The following is a 19985-nucleotide window of genomic DNA, read 5'->3' as shown; positions in this document are numbered from 1 at the left end:
TAAAGAGCAGCCGACTGGCTGCTCTACTTGTATCAAGGACGATATATTAGGTTGTCATTACTCGATCAGGCCCAATTCTCTTTGTTTAGTTTTACTTAAACCCAACGACACCAGTCTATGTGACTCCGACAAATAGTACTCAAGTTCTTCATCTAACTGACCTGACGTTTCAACTTGCTGAATCCATTTCATCCCGCGATTGGCAAAATAAGGGGCTGGTATATAACCGTCTTGAAGTTTAAGAAACTCAAAGTTTAACTCTGATGCTTTGAAGGTAAACGCGGGTTGCTGATCTTTGCTTTTGGTGCCAACGGCAAACACTTTTCCGCCCACTTTCCACACATGTGAATTTCCCCACTGAACCACATAGGTTGTTGACGGCAAGGATGCGCAAAATGCGTTAAATTGTTCGTGATTCATGGATGTTGTTCTCCCTGCTTTTCGTAATACCTAACAAAATAAACGCCGATAGTAGAGATGAAAAAACACCTGTCATTTAAGCAATAAGACATTGCGTTGTAAAACAAAAAACATGTGACAATACCACATTCAATACATTGATTTCTCTTTGGTATTTTCCGGAAACACTCGCCATGAAACCTCTTCATTTACCAAGCACTCCGACAGATCACAGAGATATCTTTGCGGCTCATTCTGTTGTTCCTCACGAAGAAGTGTGGATTCTTTAAAGTGCTCATAATCGGAAAATGACTGCCAATGGGTGACCACCAAAAAACAATCACTGTGTAACGTACTCACAGAAATAAAGCAGCCGAGCATACCCTCAGCGCGTATCAACACCGGGTGCCAAATGTTTGTTTGGTCATGCATAAACCGGTCAACGTCTGATATATTGTCATGGCGAGATACGCTAATAACGCCACTCCCTGGCGCGTTGTTTTTTGTAACTAAAGGCACGATTGAATGACAGTGTTCAAGATAATGAATATCACACTCGCTATATGTTGCTTCTTGGTTACTTTTCAGAAAAATCGAGTCATGCACAGACGCCATAAATTGGGCAACATCACCGCTTGAGCACCATTTACCTAAAACAAGCGCCTCTCTGCTCTGTGTCCAGCCGCCACACTGCCCCTCAAAGCCCTCACAATGACGCAAAGCTTCCCACGCTAGTTGCCCATTAGAGAAGCTTTCATGTTGTCCCTCTTTTACCTTACATTTGATCAGCTTAATAATTGTCAAAAGCGTTCTCCACAACACGATTTTTGCTTCTTCGTAGCGTCTTTTTCTACCCAAATTAAAGGATACTTGCCAACACACCATTACACAGAAACATCAAACGAAATATTGGATTATCTACTTTAAATCAATTGTTTAGCCATTGTGCGATTTGCTTGGCATAATATGTGACAATAATATCTGCACCAGCACGTTTAAATCCAAGTATTGATTCAGTGACCGTTTGTCTCTCGTCCAAAATGCCTGCACGAGCAGCACTTTTTATCATTCCATACTCACCACTGACCTGATAAGCCGCAATTGGCAAGTGAGTCACATCCCTCAACTGACGAACAACATCAAGATACGGCATACCCGGCTTCACCATAAGGATATCAGCCCCTTCCTGCTCATCTAATGATGCTTCAACATATGCTTCTCGGCTATTCGCGGGATCAGCTTGATATGTTTTCCTGTCACCCTTTATTTCACAATCCACAGCAGTACGAAACGGACCATAAAATGCCGATGCATATTTCATTGAATGCGCCATAATCCCGACATGAGCAAATCCCGCTTCATCGAGTGCGTTACGTATGGCGCCAGTCTGCCCATCCATCATTGCTGATGGTGCCAGTATATCTGCGCCCGCTTTTGCCGCTGCGACTGACTGTTTAGCGAGATTGGCGAGGGTTTTGTCATTATCAATCTGATCATCAGAAACAACACCGCAATGCCCATGATCTGTATATTCACAGAAACAAATATCAGGGATCACCACCATGTCTGGACAGGCTTCTTTGATGGCTCTGATCATTCGTGACAATAAACCGTTTTCACTCCAGGTATCGGAGCCGCAATGATCCTTACGTTTAGATATGCCGAAAGGCATCACATAGCGAATGCCCAAACGATAAAGTGCTTCTATATCAGTTGATATTTGCTTTTCTGAAATGCGATATAGACCGGGTAAAGCATCGATTTCTATTGCCTCATCAATACCTTCTTCAATGAAAATAGGTTGGATCAGATCTGTTAGGTCAAAACTATTTTCACTTACTAAATGTCGAATGTTTTTATTTTTTCTTAAGCGGCGAGGTCTTCTATTTATAATGTTCATAACCTATATCTTTATTAATGCTAAATATTAAAAATAACTATCATGAAGATATCATATTGACGTTAATACAAATGGGATTTAAGCCAGAAATTAATATTAATCACAAAACTGAAAGGTTAAATATTATAATCCCATGTTAAATTAAAATAACAAAATTATTAAGAGAGAATATATTTAAAGTATTTATTAACAATTATAGATCCTATTTTTATAATTAATTTTAATTTATAAAAATATTAAATAACAAAGATAAGAGCGCCATACAACATCAGTATAAGTTGGTGACTTTACCTATATAGAACTTTTTCATTCAAAAGGTTGCTCTAGCCGAGTGGAAAATGACTGGACTGTTGAAATACTAGACAGAAGGTCAGACAGTAAGGATCGAGGTCCAAATGAGGTTTCACCTTAGATCACGAGTGGTTACTGAGCCGTGTTATGCGTATTTTCTGCTGAGTAGAAAATGACATTTAGATATACTCAGCGACAACCAGTCAAGCGCATCTAAGACAACATGAGACGTAGAAGTTTACAAAGGCCGAAAGAAAAATTAAGGGGCGTGACGCGCAGACTCCGCTCACTCGACAGATGGGCGGACTCTCTCGTCGGATACTTCCCCGAGGAATTTAAGAAAGATCCTTATTGGAATGAAAAAATTCCAATCCTTGACCGCGTTGTCGACAGGCCAACAACGAATGCAGAGCTTCAGGCTCATTGTGCTAAGGCAATGCTTCGGGCCGTTGCGAATATTCATGCAGCCAAACCCAAAGAAGATACAACATCTATCGTCACAGCATTACTCACTTATCCTGACATGCATCAAAGTGAAATCTGCGTGTTTTTTGACCCCGATTATTTTTATCGGTTTTTTAACCGCCAAAGTGATTTTCAAACTCTGAAGCAACTTCCAACATCCAGCCTGACACAGACACTCAATATTGAGTTACCGGCTCAATTTGAGGAAGTTGGCTTTCTTAGTATTGAAAAAGATGAATGGCAGGGGGACGTTTCAGTCAACGAAGAAGAATGGTGGTCATACCGTCCGATCACTTCCTGAATAGCTTGTTTCGACTGTTCGGCCTGTCTCAACATATTAAAAAAGCCAGCGGATAGCTGGCTTAATTTTTGTCATCGCATTTTGAATGCAAGATGTTGCCCTGAGAAATTCCATTTAGGCAGATTACAGGGTCTCTTGTCAGAACTCAAAAGAATACTTGGTTGCGTGAGAATAGTGCTCCCCGGGCCCAATGATCCCTGCACTTCTCCCCCATTCCGGATGATTAGGCCCGTCGGGAAGGTACTGTGTCTCCAGACAAAGACCGGAATACGACTTATAAACCCCAGACACCCCTTCGACACCTTCAAGAAAGTTACCGGTATAAAGTTGAACGGCAGGTTTCGTCGTTTGTAACTTCATGGTTAGGTCATTGTTTGGCGAAACAAGTGTTACAACGTCACTCTCCCCATCATTAATGGCCCTTTTCAGGATAAAACAATGATCATATCCACCAGCCATTTTTTGGTTTTCATCAAGGAGAAAGTCTGCACCGATTTCTTTAAGTTGCCTAAAATCAAAACCCGTTCCCGTAACCTCCTCAATGCCACCCGTTGGGGTTAAATCGTTATTCACAGGTAAATAATGATCCGCCTCAATTTTTAGAGTATGCGACATCACCGACTCGCCACTGGCCTCGCCAGCCAAATTGAAGTAAGCATGATTGGTAAGGTTTACCGGGGTATACATATCAGATGTGGCTTTGTAATCAATTATAACTTCGTTATCGTCTGTTACTTCATAGGTCACCTGTACATCGAGTCTGCCGGGAAACCCTTGGTCTCCGTCTCGTGATGTCATTGCGAATACAATTTTATTAAAATTCTTGAGTAGAACATTCCATCTGTATCGATCGAAACCCAAATTTCCACCGTGCAAACAATGTCTGCCATCGTTTACGGATAGCTTATATTCTTTGCCTTTTAGAGTGAATTTTCCCCGGTTTATTCTGTTAGCGAAACGGCCAATCACACTGCCGAGATAAGCTTTGTAAGTTTGCTGGCTGGTAAGACTGGCTGCTCGCAACAATACATCTCTGTCTCCATTCTCCATTGGAACAACGCAACTTAACCACGTCGCGCCAATATCCATAACAGATATGGTCATTCCGTGAAGATTAGACAATGTATATACCCTGGCAGGCGCCTTATCTGAAGCATCAACTCCCAATATGGAGTCACTTTGTCTGGCCATATGTTCAGACATCCCTCCCTCTGCAACCACAAGATTGTGGTATGAATATCTAGCCACACAGTCCAGCTTATCGCTGCCAGACTAAATGTTGGTATAAAGTTCAACAGCCTATATTACTTTGGGTTAGATCTTGAGAATGTCTGCCATCAGACAATGTTAGCAACCGATGATATTCATATTTTCAATAGCAGAAAAGGTTGAAAAGTTAGGCAATAAGACTAGCAATAAACATTTTGCATATTACTTGGATGATGAAACATAGCTTAAAAAGACCGTGAAATTTTCCGGGCGTAATACGAGTAGTTAATGGACAATCTCTTTTGACAATATCAGTAGCATTAATAAGGCCTTACATCAGACAGATTATCGCGGGTAGCTTTTATGAGATGTTTACACTTGGGAAGTAAGCAGTTTGAGTTAACTCATTTACCCAAATACATTACTAAAAAAGCATACACTACCAAGTTGCTATGAAACCAAAATTTGCCTACCAAAACCACGCATTATTTTATTTGGTATCGCATGAGTCACCTCCTGACCTTTGTACCTCTGAATGCAAAAATACTTATAGGCAGCTAACATACCAGATCGAGGTCACAGATAAGACCAAAGACTGTCATTGAGTTGGAACTCCTGCCCACTTAAAACACTTACCTTGTAATCCTCACAACAAACCCGAAAGTGTTTCAGCATCGGTTGGGAGACAGAAATGGCCTCACAAAAAAATATCAATCTCAAAGTTTCGGTATCTTCTGAGCAATCAGAGAAAGGCGCTGTGGTTTCAGTATCTGAAAATTCCGATGGCGTCGTCATTTCAAAAGATCATGAAAAGGCATACATGAGAGAAAGGGCAAGCAACTGGAGTATGCACAATCACCTCAGAAGCCTTCGGATGCAACACTTTGTCACGACCAAATCATCTGAGGCTAAACATAGTTAGCCACAAAAACCACTGATGATGTTTACAGCATCCGACGTATGGGAAGGCGATTGTCTCCCTGAGAAATCGGAGTCACATCAATACCAGTGATGCATTCAACAAGCATCAGTTGCATCAATAATGCATGGGACGTTGAACATTGTTCCGTCCACTGGTGTAACAGTCCTAATTTATTTACCAAAGTGAGTTCAGACTCTCTTCTTGGGAGAAGGTGGAATCTGAGTAATGGTGAGCAACTAACGTCTTTTTTCCTTTCGAAGTTTATCTAACTCCGCAATATGTTGAGGGAAAATCGCACAGCACCCTCCGATAAGATCAGCGCCAGCATCAAGCCATGTGTTGGCAAAATCAGCATACTCTTTCGGACTTATACCACGTTCTCGGGATAACCCGTCATTGGCTTCATGTCCCGCATATATCGCATCGAACCCATTCGCATAAATCCCGGTTAATGTACCCTGCCGCTCTTGAATAATGACCGCCCTAGCCAACTCAAGTGCACTCTTCATGACTTCGGGCTGAGAACAGTTAAATAATATGCCGTCAACCTCTCGCCTCAGTGCCATATCTACTGCTTCACGAACTGACTCTCCTGAGCGTAACGTGGGCTGCTCTACCTCAACATCATCAAGGGTGAAGGCAAAGTACTTAGGCTTGTCAGACAATTTAAGCGCACCATGAATGCAGCGGAATTCATCAATGGAGCTAATGGTTTCTACCAACCATAAATCAACATACGCCTGCTGTGCATCGATAAGCGTTTCAGTGATCGCCAAAACACGGTTGGCATCAAATAAGTCAGGCCTGTAAGAGCCCAGTGCTGGTGGGATACAGCCCGCCACTTTTACCTCTGTACCTGAGGTATCGGCCGCCTTTCGCGCCAGTCTCGCAGCTCTTTCTGCTAGCTTATGCCCAGATTGGGTAAACATATCTTCACCGAGGTGAAAAGGCACACAGGCATAGCTATTCACAGTAATAATGTCGCAGCCCGCATCGATAAAATTCATGTGTGCATCGAGCACAAACTCTGGGGCTTCTATCAGTGCTTGTGCACTCCAAAGCGGTTGAGAAAATGGTGCGCCTATTCTGAGCAGCTCTCGACCAATACCACCATCAAGTAAGACAAACATTGCTTTATCTCCCAAGGATAACCACAAGATCGATATGGCTCACATTGAGCATCTTGTCATCTCAGCAAGCTCAATCTGGTTCTGGATATCCAACCTCTCCTTAATACACTGAATATGAGCGCGTGCTGTATCCGGTTACTGGTAGCAGCGACTTCCAAGTAAGTATTACCTTATGCAAACAGTCTGGCAATACAGCCGCTCTCCGAGGGGGTTCATTCCGTGAGGTCATAGGAAAATTTCACAAAACAGTGCCACATTTTGATTGATCAATACCTGTCAACAAGGTCAACAAGGTCAACAATAAGTAAGCCATGGCCCTGCAAAATCAATGGGCGATGTATTGACCCACTCTTTCTAAAGTGAAGTCAGTACAAACGAAAGCTCGCCAGTGGAAAACTTAATTCGTTGTTAGCCATTTAGAGATAACCTGACTTAAAAGTAGTATTCGAATAATTTAGAAAAGAGGCGACTTAGATTGGAGTATTTTATTAATAACTTTTCGTTTTATTTACAATATATCTAAAAATAATAATGGCTTTTTAAAAGCTATTTTTATTTTCACTCATCATAGTAATGAACATGTCATTAAGATAAAAAATGAGTGAAAGCTATTATTCACTATTGTACTAAACACAAAAAAATACCCGGCATATGGTCTCCCTTAGGGAAGAGACTCAGGCTAAAAAAGCCTTTACCGGGTATGTCGAAAAGCAAGCAAAGGTATAATTGACATTACTTACAATACATTAAACTGGAATTAATTTTAGATATTATGTCTGCTTTTCGAGTGAGGGTCAGATATGAATTTTTGTTGAATCAATGAATTTCATTTACTTACATATCTTTACTCAACATTCGACCGATTGAACTATTTTTTGTGAGTTATAACATGAAAAAATGAATAAGATGGCATACTCGTTTCTTATATATACGATTAACAGGGATATTATTTATCAAAATAACTTTCCTACTTAATGGAGGATTCTTATCTGGTCATCTATGTAAATGATACACCCGACAAACACTCCCTAAGTAAAAGGTATTATCTCTCTCCGCTATTGAATCCCTCACTTTTTGCACTATCTTTTCAGGTACACGCAGTTTGCCGAGCCCCTCATGAACCTCAAACAAATTGAAACCTTTGTCCTTGTTGCAACAATGCGCAGCTTTCGAAAAGCAGCCGAACAACAATTCACAACACAACCGGCTATTTCTTCACGTATTGCCGCTCTGGAAAAAGAGCTGGGCATCACCCTTTTTGACCGGGACGCATCTCCAGTCACGCTGACAGTAAAGGGACGTGAGTTGTTGCCTTATGCCGAGAAGATGTTGCAAAGCGCAGACCGGTTTCAAAGGCAGGCAGAGAATAATGCTCTCTTCTCTGGCACATTGCGGCTTGGCATTTCAGAGACGGTAGTACATACCTGGCTGACAGAGTTCTTGCGCCGCTTTAACGACAAATTTCCACGGCTTGATATCGACATTACCGTGGACGTCACCTCAAATTTGCGCCACGACCTATTAGACAGGACGCTCGATCTGGCGTTCTTAATGGGCCCAATTTCTGAACCCTCAGTCCAAAATATGCCGCTTTGTCGTTATCCACTGGTATGGGTCGCCAGTAATATGCTGCCGATGCAAAAATCTGAATTAACCATCGCCGAATTGGCTCAGTTTCCGATTATCACCTACGCCCGAAACACTCAGCCTTTTGGCGAAATAAAGGAACAGTTTTCTCAGTCTGATGCTGCCAACACACGATTTTTCACCTCCAGTTCTTTATCTGCATGTTTTCGAATGACCAGAGATGGGCTGGGCATAGCAACACTGCCAGTTGTCATGGTCGAGCCTGAAATTGAAGCAGGCAATTTGCAGTTAATACATTGTAACTGGGCCCCCTCTCCGCTCGGTTTTACCGCTTCGTACCTTCATGCGCCAATGAAAGGGGCAGCGGAAGAAGCTGCAAAGTTAGCAGTTGAAGTGGCATCGACATACGAACATTAACCTCAATCGATAAAGAAAAATCCGACTCATCTGAGCAATGTAGAGTTCCTAGGGAAAATTGTTAACCACGAAGAGGCGCTTCAGCATCCTTGGATTAGAGATATTTATCACGCAACTCTTGTTTGCGTTGCGTGTCTGAAATTCCGATCACACATTTGAATTCACATTCAGGTTGTTGTTTCTTGGTGGCTTACACGTGGCTTGCATAAAGTGAGTTGCGGTATTTTTCTCAAGACGCTGGCAGGCGTTATGCGTCAATAAGAAAACGGCGAAAGGACTTCGATAAATGGTTACCTGTTATCTCAGATATATCATTGATCCAAATAAGATTAGTGAATTTGAAGAATACGCTAAAATGTGGGTCCCACTTGTAGGAAAGTTTGGTGGTCAGCATCATGGCTACTTCTTGCCTTCTGAAGGTGCTAATAATTTAGCCTTAGCTTTGTTTTCGTTTCCAAGTCTCGCGGCTTACGAGTCATACCGCACTGATTCATTCAAAGACAAAGAATGTATTGCTGCTTTTCAGTTTGCTGAAGATACGAATTGCATCATTAGTTATGAACGTAGCTTTTTCAGGCCAGTGCTCGACTGACCATGCGCATAACAAACAACAGAGCAGGGACGATTGCTGGTGAAACATTTTTCCTGTGATTGCGGTGTTTCAATCAGTATGGAAGAGTAAGCGACCGTTATTCGAACGTTATATTTGGCTCAGGCTCATAGGATGAAACCGCGAGGAAAAGTAGCGAGAAGTATTGCAATCCATCAAACGAAAAGGCTACTTTTTGCTGCTTTATTGCTGATTGTGTTCCTAATGATTGCCTATGGGGTCTATACAAGTCGCACCAAACAACACAGTGATGAATAAGTTAGAAACCAAAATGCATGAATTAGAAATCAACAAAGGTGATGTGTTTTGGATCAACTTGCATGAGCCAACGGGGCCCGGAGTTGATTGCGCCCACCCTTACGTCGTGGTTCAGGATAGCATTCTGAATCGTAGCCGCATTGATACTATCGTGGCCTGCGCGCTAACATCGAACAGAAAGCGAGCTAACGAACCGGGCAACATACTGCTCGACGCTGGTGAAGCAAACCTCCCCAAGCAAAGTGTCGTGATTGTCTCTCAAGTCTCGCTGGCGCAAAAAGCGCAGTTTGGTGAGTACATTGGCTCGTTACCTGAGCATCGAGTTAACCAAATATTCTCAGGCATGAGGTTTCAACAAACGTCATTTTTTGCAAAGCGTTAAAGGTAAATAACAGAATAAAACCTGACCAGAAAATGCATTGGGACAAGCCGACCTGAGCGGCAGACGCCCTGTTTCTGTTCATTGATGATTTGGGCGTTAGATCCCTGTTAACAGAGTACACAACAACCCATGTATATAGGCGAAGTTTCGAAGAAGACTGGTGCATCCATTAAAGCCATTCGCTTTTATGAAAAACTGGGCTTACTGACCGACGTGGCGAGATCCGGCCGTTATCGAATATATAACGACACTCATATTTTTCTCATTCAGTGTATTGTGCAAGCCAAAGCACAGGGCTTCAAATTGGCTGAGATCAAGCGAGCGCTTTCATACAAAGATGAACAGGCGCCATGGCTTCATATTCTAGAAATGATAGAGCACAAACAACAGTCGCTGTCTGAAGACATTCAACGGATGCAAGACCAGAAAAAAACGCTCTCAGAGTTACACGCCCAAATCAAACGTTGCCTGTCAGACAACCCACAATGTCAGCTTGAAGATGGTATTTGACTCTCCCCCATAGGGGAGGCAGTAGGCTGAGTACTTTTGATCAACTAAAGGTCAGGCCTATGTCCTATTTCGTTACCCGGTGCTTACTTGGGTTAGCTGTTTTGCAAAGCGTAAGCATTTTTACTCTCGCCTACTCCCAAAACTGGAACCTTGAACTCGCCGTACTTTTAGGGGCGTTGGTGGCACTGTTCACGGGCATTCTTGCCGAACGCTTTGTGCCATACCGGTCGGATTGGAACAAAAATCATGATGATTTGAAAACAGACGTAACAAGCGCAGTCATGCTGGTTGCCGTTATTGAACCGCTGCTAAAACTCGTCGGCGCCATTGCGGTGGTTGCTGTTTATGAGTGGTCAGAGATAAGCCAGACTACCTGGCTCAGTGGCATGCCGTTGCTCAGTCAAATTATCGTGGTTACCTTGCTTATCGAGCTGGGGCGATATTGGTCTCACCGCTTACATCATATCATTACGCCACTTTGGTGGTTACATGCCATGCATCATAGTAGTAAGCGGCTGTATGCCATTAACAACCTGCGGCTTAATCCTCTGAACTACTTGCTAAATTTTTTGATTGGAACGTTTCCTGTATTACTTCTGGTTCCTTCACCAGAAGCCCTATTGGGTTACCTGGCATTGTCGCAGCCTGTGATAATGCTTCAGCATGCCAATATTGACTTAAAAAGTGGGTGGCTGAATTACATATTCAGTACCAATGAATTACACCGTTGGCATCACTCAACGGATACCGGCAAGGCTAATTCGAACTATGGAAACGCTATTGTGCTTTGGGATCAGGTTTTTGGAACATTTAGGATCGAGAGTGTACGAGACAAAAATAACACCTCTGTCGGGCTATTTGAATCGAGTAGAAACTATCCTGGCGATGCGGGCTACTTCAGACAATTAATGTCTGTTAGTCACTTGCTAAGAAAGCCCCCAAAGCGCTGACCATTGCATGTTGCCAGCCATGTCTTTACATGTAATTGAATGTGGCTAGTTACCCTTATTTTTTCTTTTCTGAATCTGGGCCCTATTGCCTTTTTTAGGTGTACAAGAGGGCTGAACTTCCGAAATGGGGGGCTGGCTTATTTCTTCGAGACGGTGCGCAGTAAAAACATAGGGAGATTTGAGAGTAAACTGTTTGGAATTACATTGAACAATCTGGGGTTTATAAGTCTGTCATGTGATTGGAGAATAAATGGGCATTTCTTATCAGCTTGTCGCTCCAGAAGACCTTCAAGCAATCCTGGCTCTTGGTGAAGCCGTTAATGAAGAGTTTGTTATTCCATTACTCAGCTCTCATGGTCAGGAAGCCATGCGCAACGCACGTAATGCGGACATTTCGCAGGTTACAAATACAGAGATTTATCGTTCAGTTAAAGCAGTAAAAAATGGTGTGGTCGTTGGCTATATCGCGTGGCGGCAAAGTAACTACATTGCACAATTGTATGTGAGCTCTCAGTACCAGAATCAAGGAATTGGCCGTGCTCTCATCGCCGAAATGCAAAAGCTCAGTGGAGCCTCAATCATTGAACTATAAGCGTCAGTCAATGCAGTAGGTCTCTACAGGCGACTGTGTTTTCAAGCGACAGATGTGGAACAAGTCAACAATGGTATCCGCTATGTACCAATGATATTGACGCCTTGACCGATGACAGGCCTATTATAAACGGTGCTTGACAGTGTCATTTGCGATGTCTAACATGACGCCATTATTTAGCTCTAACTGTCTGCTTTCTCCACCTCTCCGCCTGTTCAGGGCTTTTAAATTTTCTCTCGAATCCACCAAAAAGAGAGAAACCCAATGAGTAATTCAACGCTACAGAGCAATCCGCTTTTCACTTCAAGAATAAACTATCCAATAGAACTCGATGGTCACTGTGAAAAAGACATCGTTTATGGAACCGATCCTTCATTGGTCATGGATATCTATTACCCTAAGGCGTTGAAAAGCCGAGTATCTCTGGTGATTTTTGTCACTGGATATCCCGACCCCGGCTTTCAACAAATGACCGGAATGAAGCTCAAAGAAGTGCAGCAGTACATATCTTGGGCACAACTCTTCGCTGCATCAGGCATTGCAGCACTCACTTACTCAAATGTTGACCCTAAAAAGGATATTTTCACCTTGCTAAAATTTTTGGGTAAGAATGCTTCAGCTCTTGGTATTGATCCGGACAAAATATCTATTTGGTCTTGTTCCGGGAATGTACCAAATGCGCTGTCCGTCCTTGCTGAGGATACTTCAATAAAATGTGCAGCGCTTCTGTATGGGTTTATGGTTGATAGCTGTGATTCTCAAGCAGTCAAAGAGGCGTCGAAAACGTTTAGATTTGTGAATCCTCTAAGTGGTCAAAGGTTTCCTAAACTACCATCAACACTGGTCGTACGGGCTGGAATGGATGAGATGCCGGGCCTAAATAGCTCTATTGACGCATTTATTTCGCAATGTCTAAGGCACAACACGCCTGTAACCTTGCTTAACTTACCCAATGCACGTCATGCATTTGATGTGATCGGTCATTGGGCGGGTACAGAGCAAACAATACGCAGTATATTAGCCTTTTTTCAAAGACATCTGATTCGGTGATCATCGTACGATTCTCGGTCCAAACCGCTGTTGGAGGCTTTCAACATCAGATGTTGAGCAGTTTTAGTCGTATTGGCGGGTTCACTCTCATGTGATGTTTACATATTGCATGTTGTGTAGAGTAATACAGCCAACATCAAACAATAAGGATAAGCGCAGCCAGCATTCTGGCTGCCTATTTTACGCAATACCCCACTCCGTTGTTTCCCCCGCCGGATATTGAACACTCTCCTCCGACCGAGAAGCGTCATCGCGTGCAGACACTCGCAAATTTCATCCACGATGACCATGGGATAAATATTAATAACTATATTGGTCTGGGGTTTATTAATCTGTTAAACCTAACAAGGAAGAATATGGAAATCGTACATGAAATTACGCTGACAAAAGAACAGCACGAGTCAATCAAACTGCTGAGGAATCAGTCTTTTCCAGATCATCAATCAGACTACTCCTATTTTAAACAACGTCCTCACATGCGTGCATTGCAGTATGAGGGCGACAACCTTATAGGGTATTTGGGGTTAGATTACCGTGCGGTTAAAGTTGGAGACGAGGTGTATAACGTCTTGGGTATCATTGATTTCTGCGTTGACCAAAGATACCGGGGAAAAGGCATTGGTTCATTGATGCTGTCTGACGTTAGCGCGTTCGCTGAAGGGACAGATGTGGATTTCATCATACTGATTTCCGAACTAGGTCGCTTTTACGAACAAAGAGGCTACACCAAAGTAGAAAGCCTGCATTCTTGGTTGAGAATTCATCAGCATACCAATTACGGTGTAGCGGTCGATCATGTTGACGAACTATTTGTGAAACCAGTCAGTGGCAAGTCTTGGTCAGCCGGGCATGTAGACTGGTTAGGTTACATGTATTAGTTGTTCGAAGGGCTGACAAACTGTTCAAAGAAAACATCCAGTGAACGTAGGGGAACATGCATGATCAGGGACATCACTAAAGCAGACTTTGAACAGTTCTGGCCGACATTTTCAACGGTGATTCAGGCTCAGGAAACATATGCCTTTGAACCCGATATGACAATCGATGAGGCGTTTACGCTTTGGTGTGAATCGTCAATCAGGGCATTCGTTTATGTTGAAGATAACCTTGTTTTAGGCACTTACTACATCAAGCCAAATGCAATGGGTCCGAGTCGCCATATCTGTAACTGTGGTTACATGGTGTCAAATGATGCGAGAGGTAAAGGTATCGCTCGCCTGATGTGCGAGCATTCGCAGATAACCGCGCTAACGCTGGGTTTTGATGCCATGCAATTTAACAGCGTGGTTTCTACCAATGAGGTTGCGGTGAAGCTTTGGCAGAAGCTGGGGTTCTCTATTATAGGGACAATCCCCAAGGCTTATAAGCATGCACATCTTGGGCTTGTTGATAGCTACGTCATGTATAAATGGCTCCGAACGTGACCGTAAATTGCAGATAAACCTGCCTGTGGCGACACGTACGTTTTCCTGATGTTACTGATTCCCACTTCGCTTGCCGCCTTACGTCTTTCACTCAGCATCTGCGCCAGCACGTCTGGCGTAACCCGGCATCGCTCGAGGGTCACTCCCTCCCCTATCAACTATGATTTTTACCGATTCACGCCAGCCAGGAAATACCAGAGGTGCAGACGCTCGCACATTTCAACCGTAAATCAAATGGGAAAAATCGCAGGAATTATAGTAGACCCATTACGATTTACACGCCTTTTCAAGCGGTTGAGAAAAAGCGCAAAAAACAAAAGGAATTTAAAAATGGAATTTATCGAACCTTATAACATCACCGTTCTCGTCATGGGCTTGGCAGGACTCACATTTTTTATGCAGTTGGTGGTTTTGGATGTCGTTGGGATCACAACAAAACATACGCCGGGTCACCCGGTCGAAGCTGACCACAATACCTTCTTGTTTCGTGCCTCTCGGGGACTCTCAAACACAAATGAAAGTGTGGCGATATTTATTCTGTTTGCGGTGTTTTCCGTGTTGTCGTCAGCCGATCCTACATGGCTCAATACAAGTGCTTTAGTGTATTTAGCAGGTCGAATTGCTCACATGATGTTTTATTACTCTAACCTGAAGATTTTGCGCAGTATTTCATTTGCAGTGAGTCTCGTTGGACTGCTGGCAATGTTTATATCAGGGCTGATGTCGTGGTTGTAGACGATTGCCCCCTTGTTTTGTCGAGAGTTTGGAGGTTTACTTGACGTTTAGCCACTGGCCGGAAGTCGCTGACATACAGTCGATTGTCTTTGGCATTGATAAACCCTGTAAAAGTATTCATGTTTACCTTCATGGCGCAGGCGGCTTTGGCTCAGGGTATGAGGGGCAATATGCTTTCCCTGATTTTGCGTCTCTACTTCGTGATGAAGAAATAGAACTGGAACAGCCATTTATCGTCGCCTGCTGTATGCAAGGGGAATACTGGGACGTTAACCGACTCATACCGTATCTCGAATATCTCTCCCTCCAATTCAATGGAGCGGATATAGATATCATGGGTTATAGTCGTGGCGGTGTTGGTGTTTATGAATTACTGGCGGCGGGGGGTAGATTTCAGTCTGCAACTATCATTAACAGCCGCCCCACTTCACCGTTTAGTTTTCCACACATACCCATCCATATTATTCACGCAACCGATGACCAACGAACGCCCATCCAAACGATCGAAGCGTTTACTTCAGTGAGCGGCAATCAGCTAACACAGTTTACTGCCTGGCAAGGCGACCATTTTTCGATTGCGGAGATTGCCAAATCGAAAATTTGGTGTCCGGTCTAACAGCACAACATCACGCTGTTAGGCGTGCAGACGCTCGCACATTTCACCCGTAAATCACATGGGAAAAATCGCAGGAATTATATTGTGCACCTTGGCGGTATTTACCCTGTTAATTAAAGGAATGAGAAAATTGGGAACACTGATACATGATCGTGTCGAGGCTGCGCGAAATGGCAAGAATGAAACCGTAGTCTGTCAAACTAAAAGTGGCTGGGTAGTTATCGGTGATGTTCAGTTTTTAAAGGGCTATTGCCTTTTATTAGCGGACCCTGTTGTCGAGTCGTTAAACAGCCTGACTGAAGAAGATCGCAAACAGTATCTCTACGAGACAACGGTAATTGGTGACGCTTTGTTAGATTTAACAGGCTGTTACCGTATTAACTACGAAACTCTGGGTAATAGCGAGCCAGCTTTACATACCCATATTTTCCCACGTTACATGTCTGAAAAACCTGAAATACGAAGGTACCCCGCCTGGTTTTATGACTGGGAAAATGCGCCTAAATTCAATAGAGATGAGATGGCAGATTTTGCGAATGATCTTAAGCAATACCTTGTTAAAGCAGGGGTCGCGATAGATTAACAGGGCCCGGCAACGCAAGGCCTGTAAATATCCCTACGCTATTTTTTACCGGCGCTGGCAAGCGTTAGCTGCAATGAGAATTTTGCAGGAAAACATATAGTTCGTTGTTTATGGAGTAATAGATATGTATGGCGACAAGCATACGCAGGCATTTTGCTGCAATTGCAAGGAAGTCACTCGTCATGAGTACCGACACTTTGGGAAAAGTGAAGTAACCAAACCGGAGAAGGTCGGCTGGTTTAAGGCAATCATTCAGAGTTTTGCTAATGCTCCCACCGGCGACTATCGGTGTATAAAATGCGGTACTAATTTACACACTCCCGACTATTTGGATTAGGTCAGTAAACTCACGCATTTGAAACTTAAGAAAGTAGGAAGAGGACACTCACTGGCGATCTTCTATACAAACCGAAAATACAAGAAATAAAACATCTAACACCTTGGCCTTTTAGACATTGGCACCCAGGTGACCTCAAAACAGACATAAATATTTACGATGAATCAAAAGTGAGTTGGTTCAGCACTCTCTCAGATTTACCTTTATTCGAGCAAGCGATGAGATGAAGGCCGAACCAATAAATGTCGCGCAGCCGACAATAAGGACGTCAGATGGAAAATATTACTATTTTGCTTATTAAGCTAACATAAAAACTATCATAGCATTGATTTAATTAAACTTTTATAACCCTCTAAGACCGCAGAAATTGTATTTGGTACAAATTTTGGTACAGATTCTTGAGCGGTCTTTTTTCATGCAGAGCTATTATCAATCTACGACTTAAACCAGTGATGATTATAGGCAATTAGTAACTTTAGTCTCGAATATCTCTCTGTGAAATTTCATGTAGTTAAGTTGGTTCTCGTTCAACTCATATTGCCTATCTAGATCCAAACCCCATGCCTCAATCACTTCACGGCTAAGGCGATCAGAGACAAGAATCCTACGTTCCTGTGAAAAGGAGATGAGCATTGCATCAAATAGCTTATCGATGTGAGGGGCCAGCAAGAGGCCATTATTACCATCCAGCCTTTCTTCATCATTTGCTATACGCCATGGTTTAATATGGCTTCCTATAAGGATGCTCGGTTTTTGGTCCACAACCCCCGTTACCACACAACGATTGCCGCATACCTTTCTGACTTCCTGCTTAAAGTAAGCTTGCCCTACCCTAGCATCAGAATTAACTTTTCGCGTTGTGTTTCCAGAAGGCTTCGCTAATTGAGTAGGCAGTAGAGATTTGCCATTAGTACATTTTGTGTAGACCAGAAAATCGCCGCCCACTCGTTCAAACCATACACTATCAACATCAATAGACATTTGGTTAAGGCTCAGTTGGTTCTTTAAACCAACTAACGACATGACGTGCCGGCCATCAGGTTTTCTCTTTATCGGAATATCTTGGCATGCGCCACCAATAAACACGCTAAAAAAGCGTGTCTCGCCGGGATTAAGCGCTGAAGAAAAGAAAAATGGCACCAAATCTTTTGGCACTCCGGTTGTGGATGATTGAATCAAAGACTTATCGGCTGTTTTTACTGCTACCTTTTCAATCTCAACATCCCAGGTGAAACCAAACCTTACACCGTTGAGCAACTCACTTATGTTATTTATCACCTTTTATACCGCCGCAAACTGTGAAGTTTGATTTAACCCTTCTACAGCCCTAATTTTTTTACCAATTTCTGAAAATATTGGATGACTCCATTTTTCTCTTTTTTTAAAAAAACATCCGAATCATGATTTGAGATATTTTCTGACTTTTCTACCTTGGTCCCTTCGGAATTAATTGGTGTTTCGCTATGACCAGACACCTCTCCCTGTTCCGGTAAAGGATGACTTAAACCATTCTGTTTTAAACTTTTATCATCTCTCTCAATCTCTGCCGTATCTACAGCCTCTAAAGTCGGTACAGGAAGATTTTCTGAAAGCTCTTGCATTGGCTCTAAGAGAGGTTCTACTAGCTCTTTCGATAGATTTTCTATATCGGGATCAAAGTTGTCATTATATTTATAAGTGACTCGGTCTTCGAAGGGCTCCAGTAAATTATTTACCTTTTTTTCAGAAGTCTTCCAGCTCTTAATGCCGAAATAATTTTCTATTAATTCAAAAGGCTCATACACTGAGCAATGAAAGAAGTCTGCAAGCTTACAATGAAATATGTATGGCTCTGAGTTATCTTGCTTACCTACAAAAAATGTGAACGCTTTATCACCTTTTCCGTATGCTTTTTTGCCCTCCTGAAGGGTAATATCGAGCATAGAGCGGACGGACGCCTTCTCTGGCTCCGACCATTCTGTGGTATCCAGTTTTAGTACATAATTACAACGAGACTCTGCGCAATACGTATGTAAATGAACTTCGATAGTATTGGTTTGATGTACTGCCGGTTTAAAGACCTTTAGTTCGGAGTAAAAGATAAAGTTTTCGTTATACCGGACTCCGTCTCTGACCCAAAGATTCTGAAAGGCACCTCGATAAGTCGTTTTTTTTGATAATAACTTCAAAGGAAGATTACTGTGCTTATCAATATCCTCAAGGTAAAATTCCGCTAATGCGCCAACTAAAGATGTCTTCTGACTCTGTCTTTTGTTTGTCCTTGTATCTGAGCTTCTGCTATTGCTATTCGCACGGATAGTTCCTTGAGTTCTACCACCATCTTTGTCTTGCTTTTTTACTGTTTCAACTTTCGGAAAAACTAGCTCGCTCTTGTAAGGCAATTTAAAAGAACTACTACCTCCACCCAAAATTTTATCTGAGGTGGTCCCCATCCCCTCAAAATGGCACCTATCTGCATGTCCATTTCTATATTGGAAATGAGGTGTACGTTTATCGGACCCTATTGCCCAAGGAAAGGCTTCGGAGCGGCATAAGTTGTTAGGACAGCAGTATTTAGGGAGATTTGTCCTGCTTTTAAACCTTTCGAGATCGTGAGAAAACTCAATTTTGTTAGTAGAAGTATTGCGAGCTCGTGTCATACGTCTTCCTTTGCATACAACGTTACGCATAACGCTACAACATTCTGGACAAAAAATCATCAAAATTGAGATTACTGCTGGTGATGACCATATGACCTGAAAAATTTTTTTTTCGCGGGGGTCGCCCTCGTTTGAAGGCAAAAGAGACAGAGAAGAACCTATTCACTCAACCATCATGATTTGCGACGGACCACATGATCTTTGAAGTAGGGGTATGAAGCCACTCCAATTAATAGCGCAGTAGAATCATCTGATTTTTTTTAACAGTAAAGTTTCATCACACTTTATTGCGCAGTAGGCAGTTATCATGAAAAATTTGGTTTTACCTTTATTACCTCTCACCGTTTTACTATCGGGGTGTAATGCAGATAGTGACGGTTCTGTCACACGTATTGGCCTCCCCGATGGATACTATATACAGACTAACGACTCTACTGGGGACTGGGAGAGGTCATTTACGTTGTATGAAGGTAAGATTTATGACTTTATTTTCTCTGGAAGCTATAAACAGGGTGCTGAATCAATATCAGCTAATATAAATACAGTTAACGGAAAACCTTACGAATACGCTAATAATGAGTTTTCATTTCTTTACTCGCCAGAAAGCGAAGTAAAGTATGTTGGTAAAGGTTATAGCGAAGGTTTGACTCTTCACTCAGCCAACACAAAAAATATCGG

General features: G+C 42.6%; 22 protein-coding genes and 1 pseudogene. 15 read left to right on the top strand and 8 right to left on the bottom strand.

Going from position 1 to position 19985, the window contains the following annotated elements; genetic code table 11:
• Positions 1 to 57 precede the first annotated feature (57 nt).
• The 3 genes from A8L45_RS07885 to hemB form a co-directional block, all read right to left on the bottom strand.
• The gene (locus tag A8L45_RS07885; protein ID WP_068900965.1) at positions 58 to 420 is read right to left on the bottom strand and encodes an MmcQ/YjbR family DNA-binding protein; all 363 of its coding nucleotides are present in this window, start codon (positions 418 to 420) and stop codon (positions 58 to 60) included.
• Between the two features lie 129 nt (positions 421 to 549).
• The gene (locus A8L45_RS07880) at positions 550 to 1203 is read right to left on the bottom strand and encodes a DUF4937 domain-containing protein (protein WP_068900964.1); all 654 of its coding nucleotides are present in this window, start codon (positions 1201 to 1203) and stop codon (positions 550 to 552) included.
• A gap of 124 nt (positions 1204 to 1327) precedes the next feature.
• A complete protein-coding gene (gene hemB / locus A8L45_RS07875) occupies positions 1328 to 2299 on the bottom strand; it encodes a porphobilinogen synthase (protein ID WP_068900962.1) in 972 nt (323 codons plus the stop codon).
• Positions 2300 to 2858: 559 nt separating this feature from the next.
• Between hemB and A8L45_RS07870 the strand changes: the two genes are divergently transcribed.
• Positions 2859 to 3356, top strand: coding sequence for a DUF3916 domain-containing protein (locus tag A8L45_RS07870; RefSeq protein ID WP_068900960.1), 498 nt, complete (start codon positions 2859 to 2861; stop codon positions 3354 to 3356).
• Positions 3357 to 3494: 138 nt separating this feature from the next.
• On the opposite strand, the gene galM is transcribed toward A8L45_RS07870, so the two are convergent.
• Positions 3495 to 4559 carry a galactose-1-epimerase gene (gene galM / locus A8L45_RS07865; protein ID WP_068900959.1) on the bottom strand — a complete coding sequence of 355 codons (1065 nt, stop codon included), beginning with the start codon at positions 4557 to 4559 and terminating at the stop codon, positions 3495 to 3497.
• Between the two features lie 697 nt (positions 4560 to 5256).
• Here galM and A8L45_RS07860 point away from each other — a divergent pair.
• Positions 5257 to 5487, top strand: coding sequence for a hypothetical protein (locus A8L45_RS07860; protein WP_068900957.1), 231 nt, complete (start codon positions 5257 to 5259; stop codon positions 5485 to 5487).
• Positions 5488 to 5723: 236 nt separating this feature from the next.
• On the opposite strand, the gene A8L45_RS07855 is transcribed toward A8L45_RS07860, so the two are convergent.
• Entirely contained in the window at positions 5724 to 6617 is an 894-nt protein-coding gene (locus A8L45_RS07855) for a homocysteine S-methyltransferase family protein (protein WP_068900955.1), read from the bottom strand.
• A 1116-nt stretch (positions 6618 to 7733) separates the two neighbouring features.
• Here A8L45_RS07855 and A8L45_RS07850 point away from each other — a divergent pair.
• From A8L45_RS07850 to A8L45_RS07810, 9 genes and pseudogenes are all read left to right on the top strand, one after another.
• Entirely contained in the window at positions 7734 to 8621 is an 888-nt protein-coding gene (locus tag A8L45_RS07850; RefSeq protein WP_068900953.1) for a LysR family transcriptional regulator, read from the top strand.
• Between the two features lie 286 nt (positions 8622 to 8907).
• A complete protein-coding gene (locus A8L45_RS07845) occupies positions 8908 to 9213 on the top strand; it encodes an NIPSNAP family protein (RefSeq protein ID WP_068900951.1) in 306 nt (101 codons plus the stop codon).
• Positions 9214 to 9445: 232 nt separating this feature from the next.
• Entirely contained in the window at positions 9446 to 9871 is a 426-nt protein-coding gene (locus A8L45_RS07840; protein ID WP_217492130.1) for a type II toxin-antitoxin system PemK/MazF family toxin, read from the top strand.
• A gap of 129 nt (positions 9872 to 10000) precedes the next feature.
• Entirely contained in the window at positions 10001 to 10381 is a 381-nt protein-coding gene (locus tag A8L45_RS07835; RefSeq protein WP_068900949.1) for a MerR family transcriptional regulator, read from the top strand.
• Positions 10382 to 10440: 59 nt separating this feature from the next.
• The gene (locus A8L45_RS07830; RefSeq protein ID WP_068900947.1) at positions 10441 to 11331 is read left to right on the top strand and encodes a sterol desaturase family protein; all 891 of its coding nucleotides are present in this window, start codon (positions 10441 to 10443) and stop codon (positions 11329 to 11331) included.
• A gap of 250 nt (positions 11332 to 11581) precedes the next feature.
• Positions 11582 to 12031: pseudogene (locus A8L45_RS07825) on the top strand (GNAT family N-acetyltransferase).
• Between the two features lie 156 nt (positions 12032 to 12187).
• Entirely contained in the window at positions 12188 to 12973 is a 786-nt protein-coding gene (locus A8L45_RS24490) for an alpha/beta hydrolase (protein ID WP_068900945.1), read from the top strand.
• Positions 12974 to 13329: 356 nt separating this feature from the next.
• Positions 13330 to 13851 carry a GNAT family N-acetyltransferase gene (locus A8L45_RS07815; RefSeq protein ID WP_068900943.1) on the top strand — a complete coding sequence of 174 codons (522 nt, stop codon included), beginning with the start codon at positions 13330 to 13332 and terminating at the stop codon, positions 13849 to 13851.
• A gap of 60 nt (positions 13852 to 13911) precedes the next feature.
• Positions 13912 to 14397, top strand: coding sequence for a GNAT family N-acetyltransferase (locus A8L45_RS07810; protein ID WP_068900941.1), 486 nt, complete (start codon positions 13912 to 13914; stop codon positions 14395 to 14397).
• Between the two features lie 87 nt (positions 14398 to 14484).
• Here the strand turns inward: A8L45_RS07810 and A8L45_RS25490 are convergent, their stop codons facing one another.
• On the bottom strand, positions 14485 to 14613 hold the full coding sequence (locus A8L45_RS25490) for a hypothetical protein (protein ID WP_281181498.1): 129 nt from the start codon (positions 14611 to 14613) through the stop codon (positions 14485 to 14487).
• 114 nt (positions 14614 to 14727) lie between these two features.
• Between A8L45_RS25490 and A8L45_RS07805 the strand changes: the two genes are divergently transcribed.
• From A8L45_RS07805 to A8L45_RS07795, 3 genes are all read left to right on the top strand, one after another.
• Positions 14728 to 15132, top strand: coding sequence for an MAPEG family protein (locus A8L45_RS07805; RefSeq protein WP_068900940.1), 405 nt, complete (start codon positions 14728 to 14730; stop codon positions 15130 to 15132).
• A 40-nt stretch (positions 15133 to 15172) separates the two neighbouring features.
• Positions 15173 to 15748 (top strand): alpha/beta hydrolase, encoded by a 576-nt coding sequence (locus A8L45_RS07800; RefSeq protein ID WP_068900938.1) that lies wholly within the window; start codon positions 15173 to 15175, stop codon positions 15746 to 15748.
• Between the two features lie 130 nt (positions 15749 to 15878).
• Complete coding sequence (locus A8L45_RS07795; RefSeq protein ID WP_217492128.1) at positions 15879 to 16331, top strand: HIT family protein; 453 nt, start codon at positions 15879 to 15881, stop codon at positions 16329 to 16331.
• A gap of 793 nt (positions 16332 to 17124) precedes the next feature.
• Here A8L45_RS07795 and A8L45_RS07785 read toward each other — a convergent pair.
• Together A8L45_RS07785 and A8L45_RS07780 are read right to left on the bottom strand one after the other, a co-directional pair.
• Positions 17125 to 17946, bottom strand: coding sequence for an HNH endonuclease (locus tag A8L45_RS07785; protein ID WP_068900933.1), 822 nt, complete (start codon positions 17944 to 17946; stop codon positions 17125 to 17127).
• A 41-nt stretch (positions 17947 to 17987) separates the two neighbouring features.
• Positions 17988 to 19307 carry a hypothetical protein gene (locus A8L45_RS07780; protein ID WP_068900931.1) on the bottom strand — a complete coding sequence of 440 codons (1320 nt, stop codon included), beginning with the start codon at positions 19305 to 19307 and terminating at the stop codon, positions 17988 to 17990.
• Positions 19308 to 19614: 307 nt separating this feature from the next.
• Here A8L45_RS07780 and A8L45_RS07775 point away from each other — a divergent pair.
• On the top strand, positions 19615 to 19985 hold a 371-nt coding region (locus tag A8L45_RS07775; RefSeq protein WP_139122332.1), incomplete at its 3' end, for a hypothetical protein.

The sequence above is a fragment of the Veronia pacifica genome (assembly GCF_001707825.1).
Lineage (GTDB): Bacteria > Pseudomonadota > Gammaproteobacteria > Enterobacterales > Vibrionaceae > Veronia > Veronia pacifica.
Note: the sequence above shows the minus strand (reverse complement) of the source record. Positions and strands in the feature narration are given on the sequence as shown.

What these genes read in the sequence shown, in the direction of transcription:
- A8L45_RS07780 (WP_068900931.1), bottom strand. Translation starts at nt 19,307, where the DNA reads ATGACACGAGCTCGCAATACTTCTACTAACAAAATTGAGTTTTCTCAC.
- A8L45_RS07855 (WP_068900955.1), bottom strand. Translation starts at nt 6,617, where the DNA reads ATGTTTGTCTTACTTGATGGTGGTATTGGTCGAGAGCTGCTCAGAATA.
- A8L45_RS07835 (WP_068900949.1), top strand. Translation starts at nt 10,001, where the DNA reads ATGTATATAGGCGAAGTTTCGAAGAAGACTGGTGCATCCATTAAAGCC.
- galM (WP_068900959.1), bottom strand. Translation starts at nt 4,559, where the DNA reads ATGTCTGAACATATGGCCAGACAAAGTGACTCCATATTGGGAGTTGAT.
- A8L45_RS07885 (WP_068900965.1), bottom strand. Translation starts at nt 420, where the DNA reads ATGAATCACGAACAATTTAACGCATTTTGCGCATCCTTGCCGTCAACA.
- A8L45_RS07830 (WP_068900947.1), top strand. Translation starts at nt 10,441, where the DNA reads ATGTCCTATTTCGTTACCCGGTGCTTACTTGGGTTAGCTGTTTTGCAA.
- A8L45_RS07815 (WP_068900943.1), top strand. Translation starts at nt 13,330, where the DNA reads ATGGAAATCGTACATGAAATTACGCTGACAAAAGAACAGCACGAGTCA.
- A8L45_RS24490 (WP_068900945.1), top strand. Translation starts at nt 12,188, where the DNA reads ATGAGTAATTCAACGCTACAGAGCAATCCGCTTTTCACTTCAAGAATA.
- A8L45_RS07805 (WP_068900940.1), top strand. Translation starts at nt 14,728, where the DNA reads ATGGAATTTATCGAACCTTATAACATCACCGTTCTCGTCATGGGCTTG.
- A8L45_RS07860 (WP_068900957.1), top strand. Translation starts at nt 5,257, where the DNA reads ATGGCCTCACAAAAAAATATCAATCTCAAAGTTTCGGTATCTTCTGAG.
- A8L45_RS07810 (WP_068900941.1), top strand. Translation starts at nt 13,912, where the DNA reads ATGATCAGGGACATCACTAAAGCAGACTTTGAACAGTTCTGGCCGACA.
- A8L45_RS07845 (WP_068900951.1), top strand. Translation starts at nt 8,908, where the DNA reads ATGGTTACCTGTTATCTCAGATATATCATTGATCCAAATAAGATTAGT.
- hemB (WP_068900962.1), bottom strand. Translation starts at nt 2,299, where the DNA reads ATGAACATTATAAATAGAAGACCTCGCCGCTTAAGAAAAAATAAAAAC.
- A8L45_RS07850 (WP_068900953.1), top strand. Translation starts at nt 7,734, where the DNA reads ATGAACCTCAAACAAATTGAAACCTTTGTCCTTGTTGCAACAATGCGC.
- A8L45_RS07840 (WP_217492130.1), top strand. Translation starts at nt 9,446, where the DNA reads ATGGGGTCTATACAAGTCGCACCAAACAACACAGTGATGAATAAGTTA.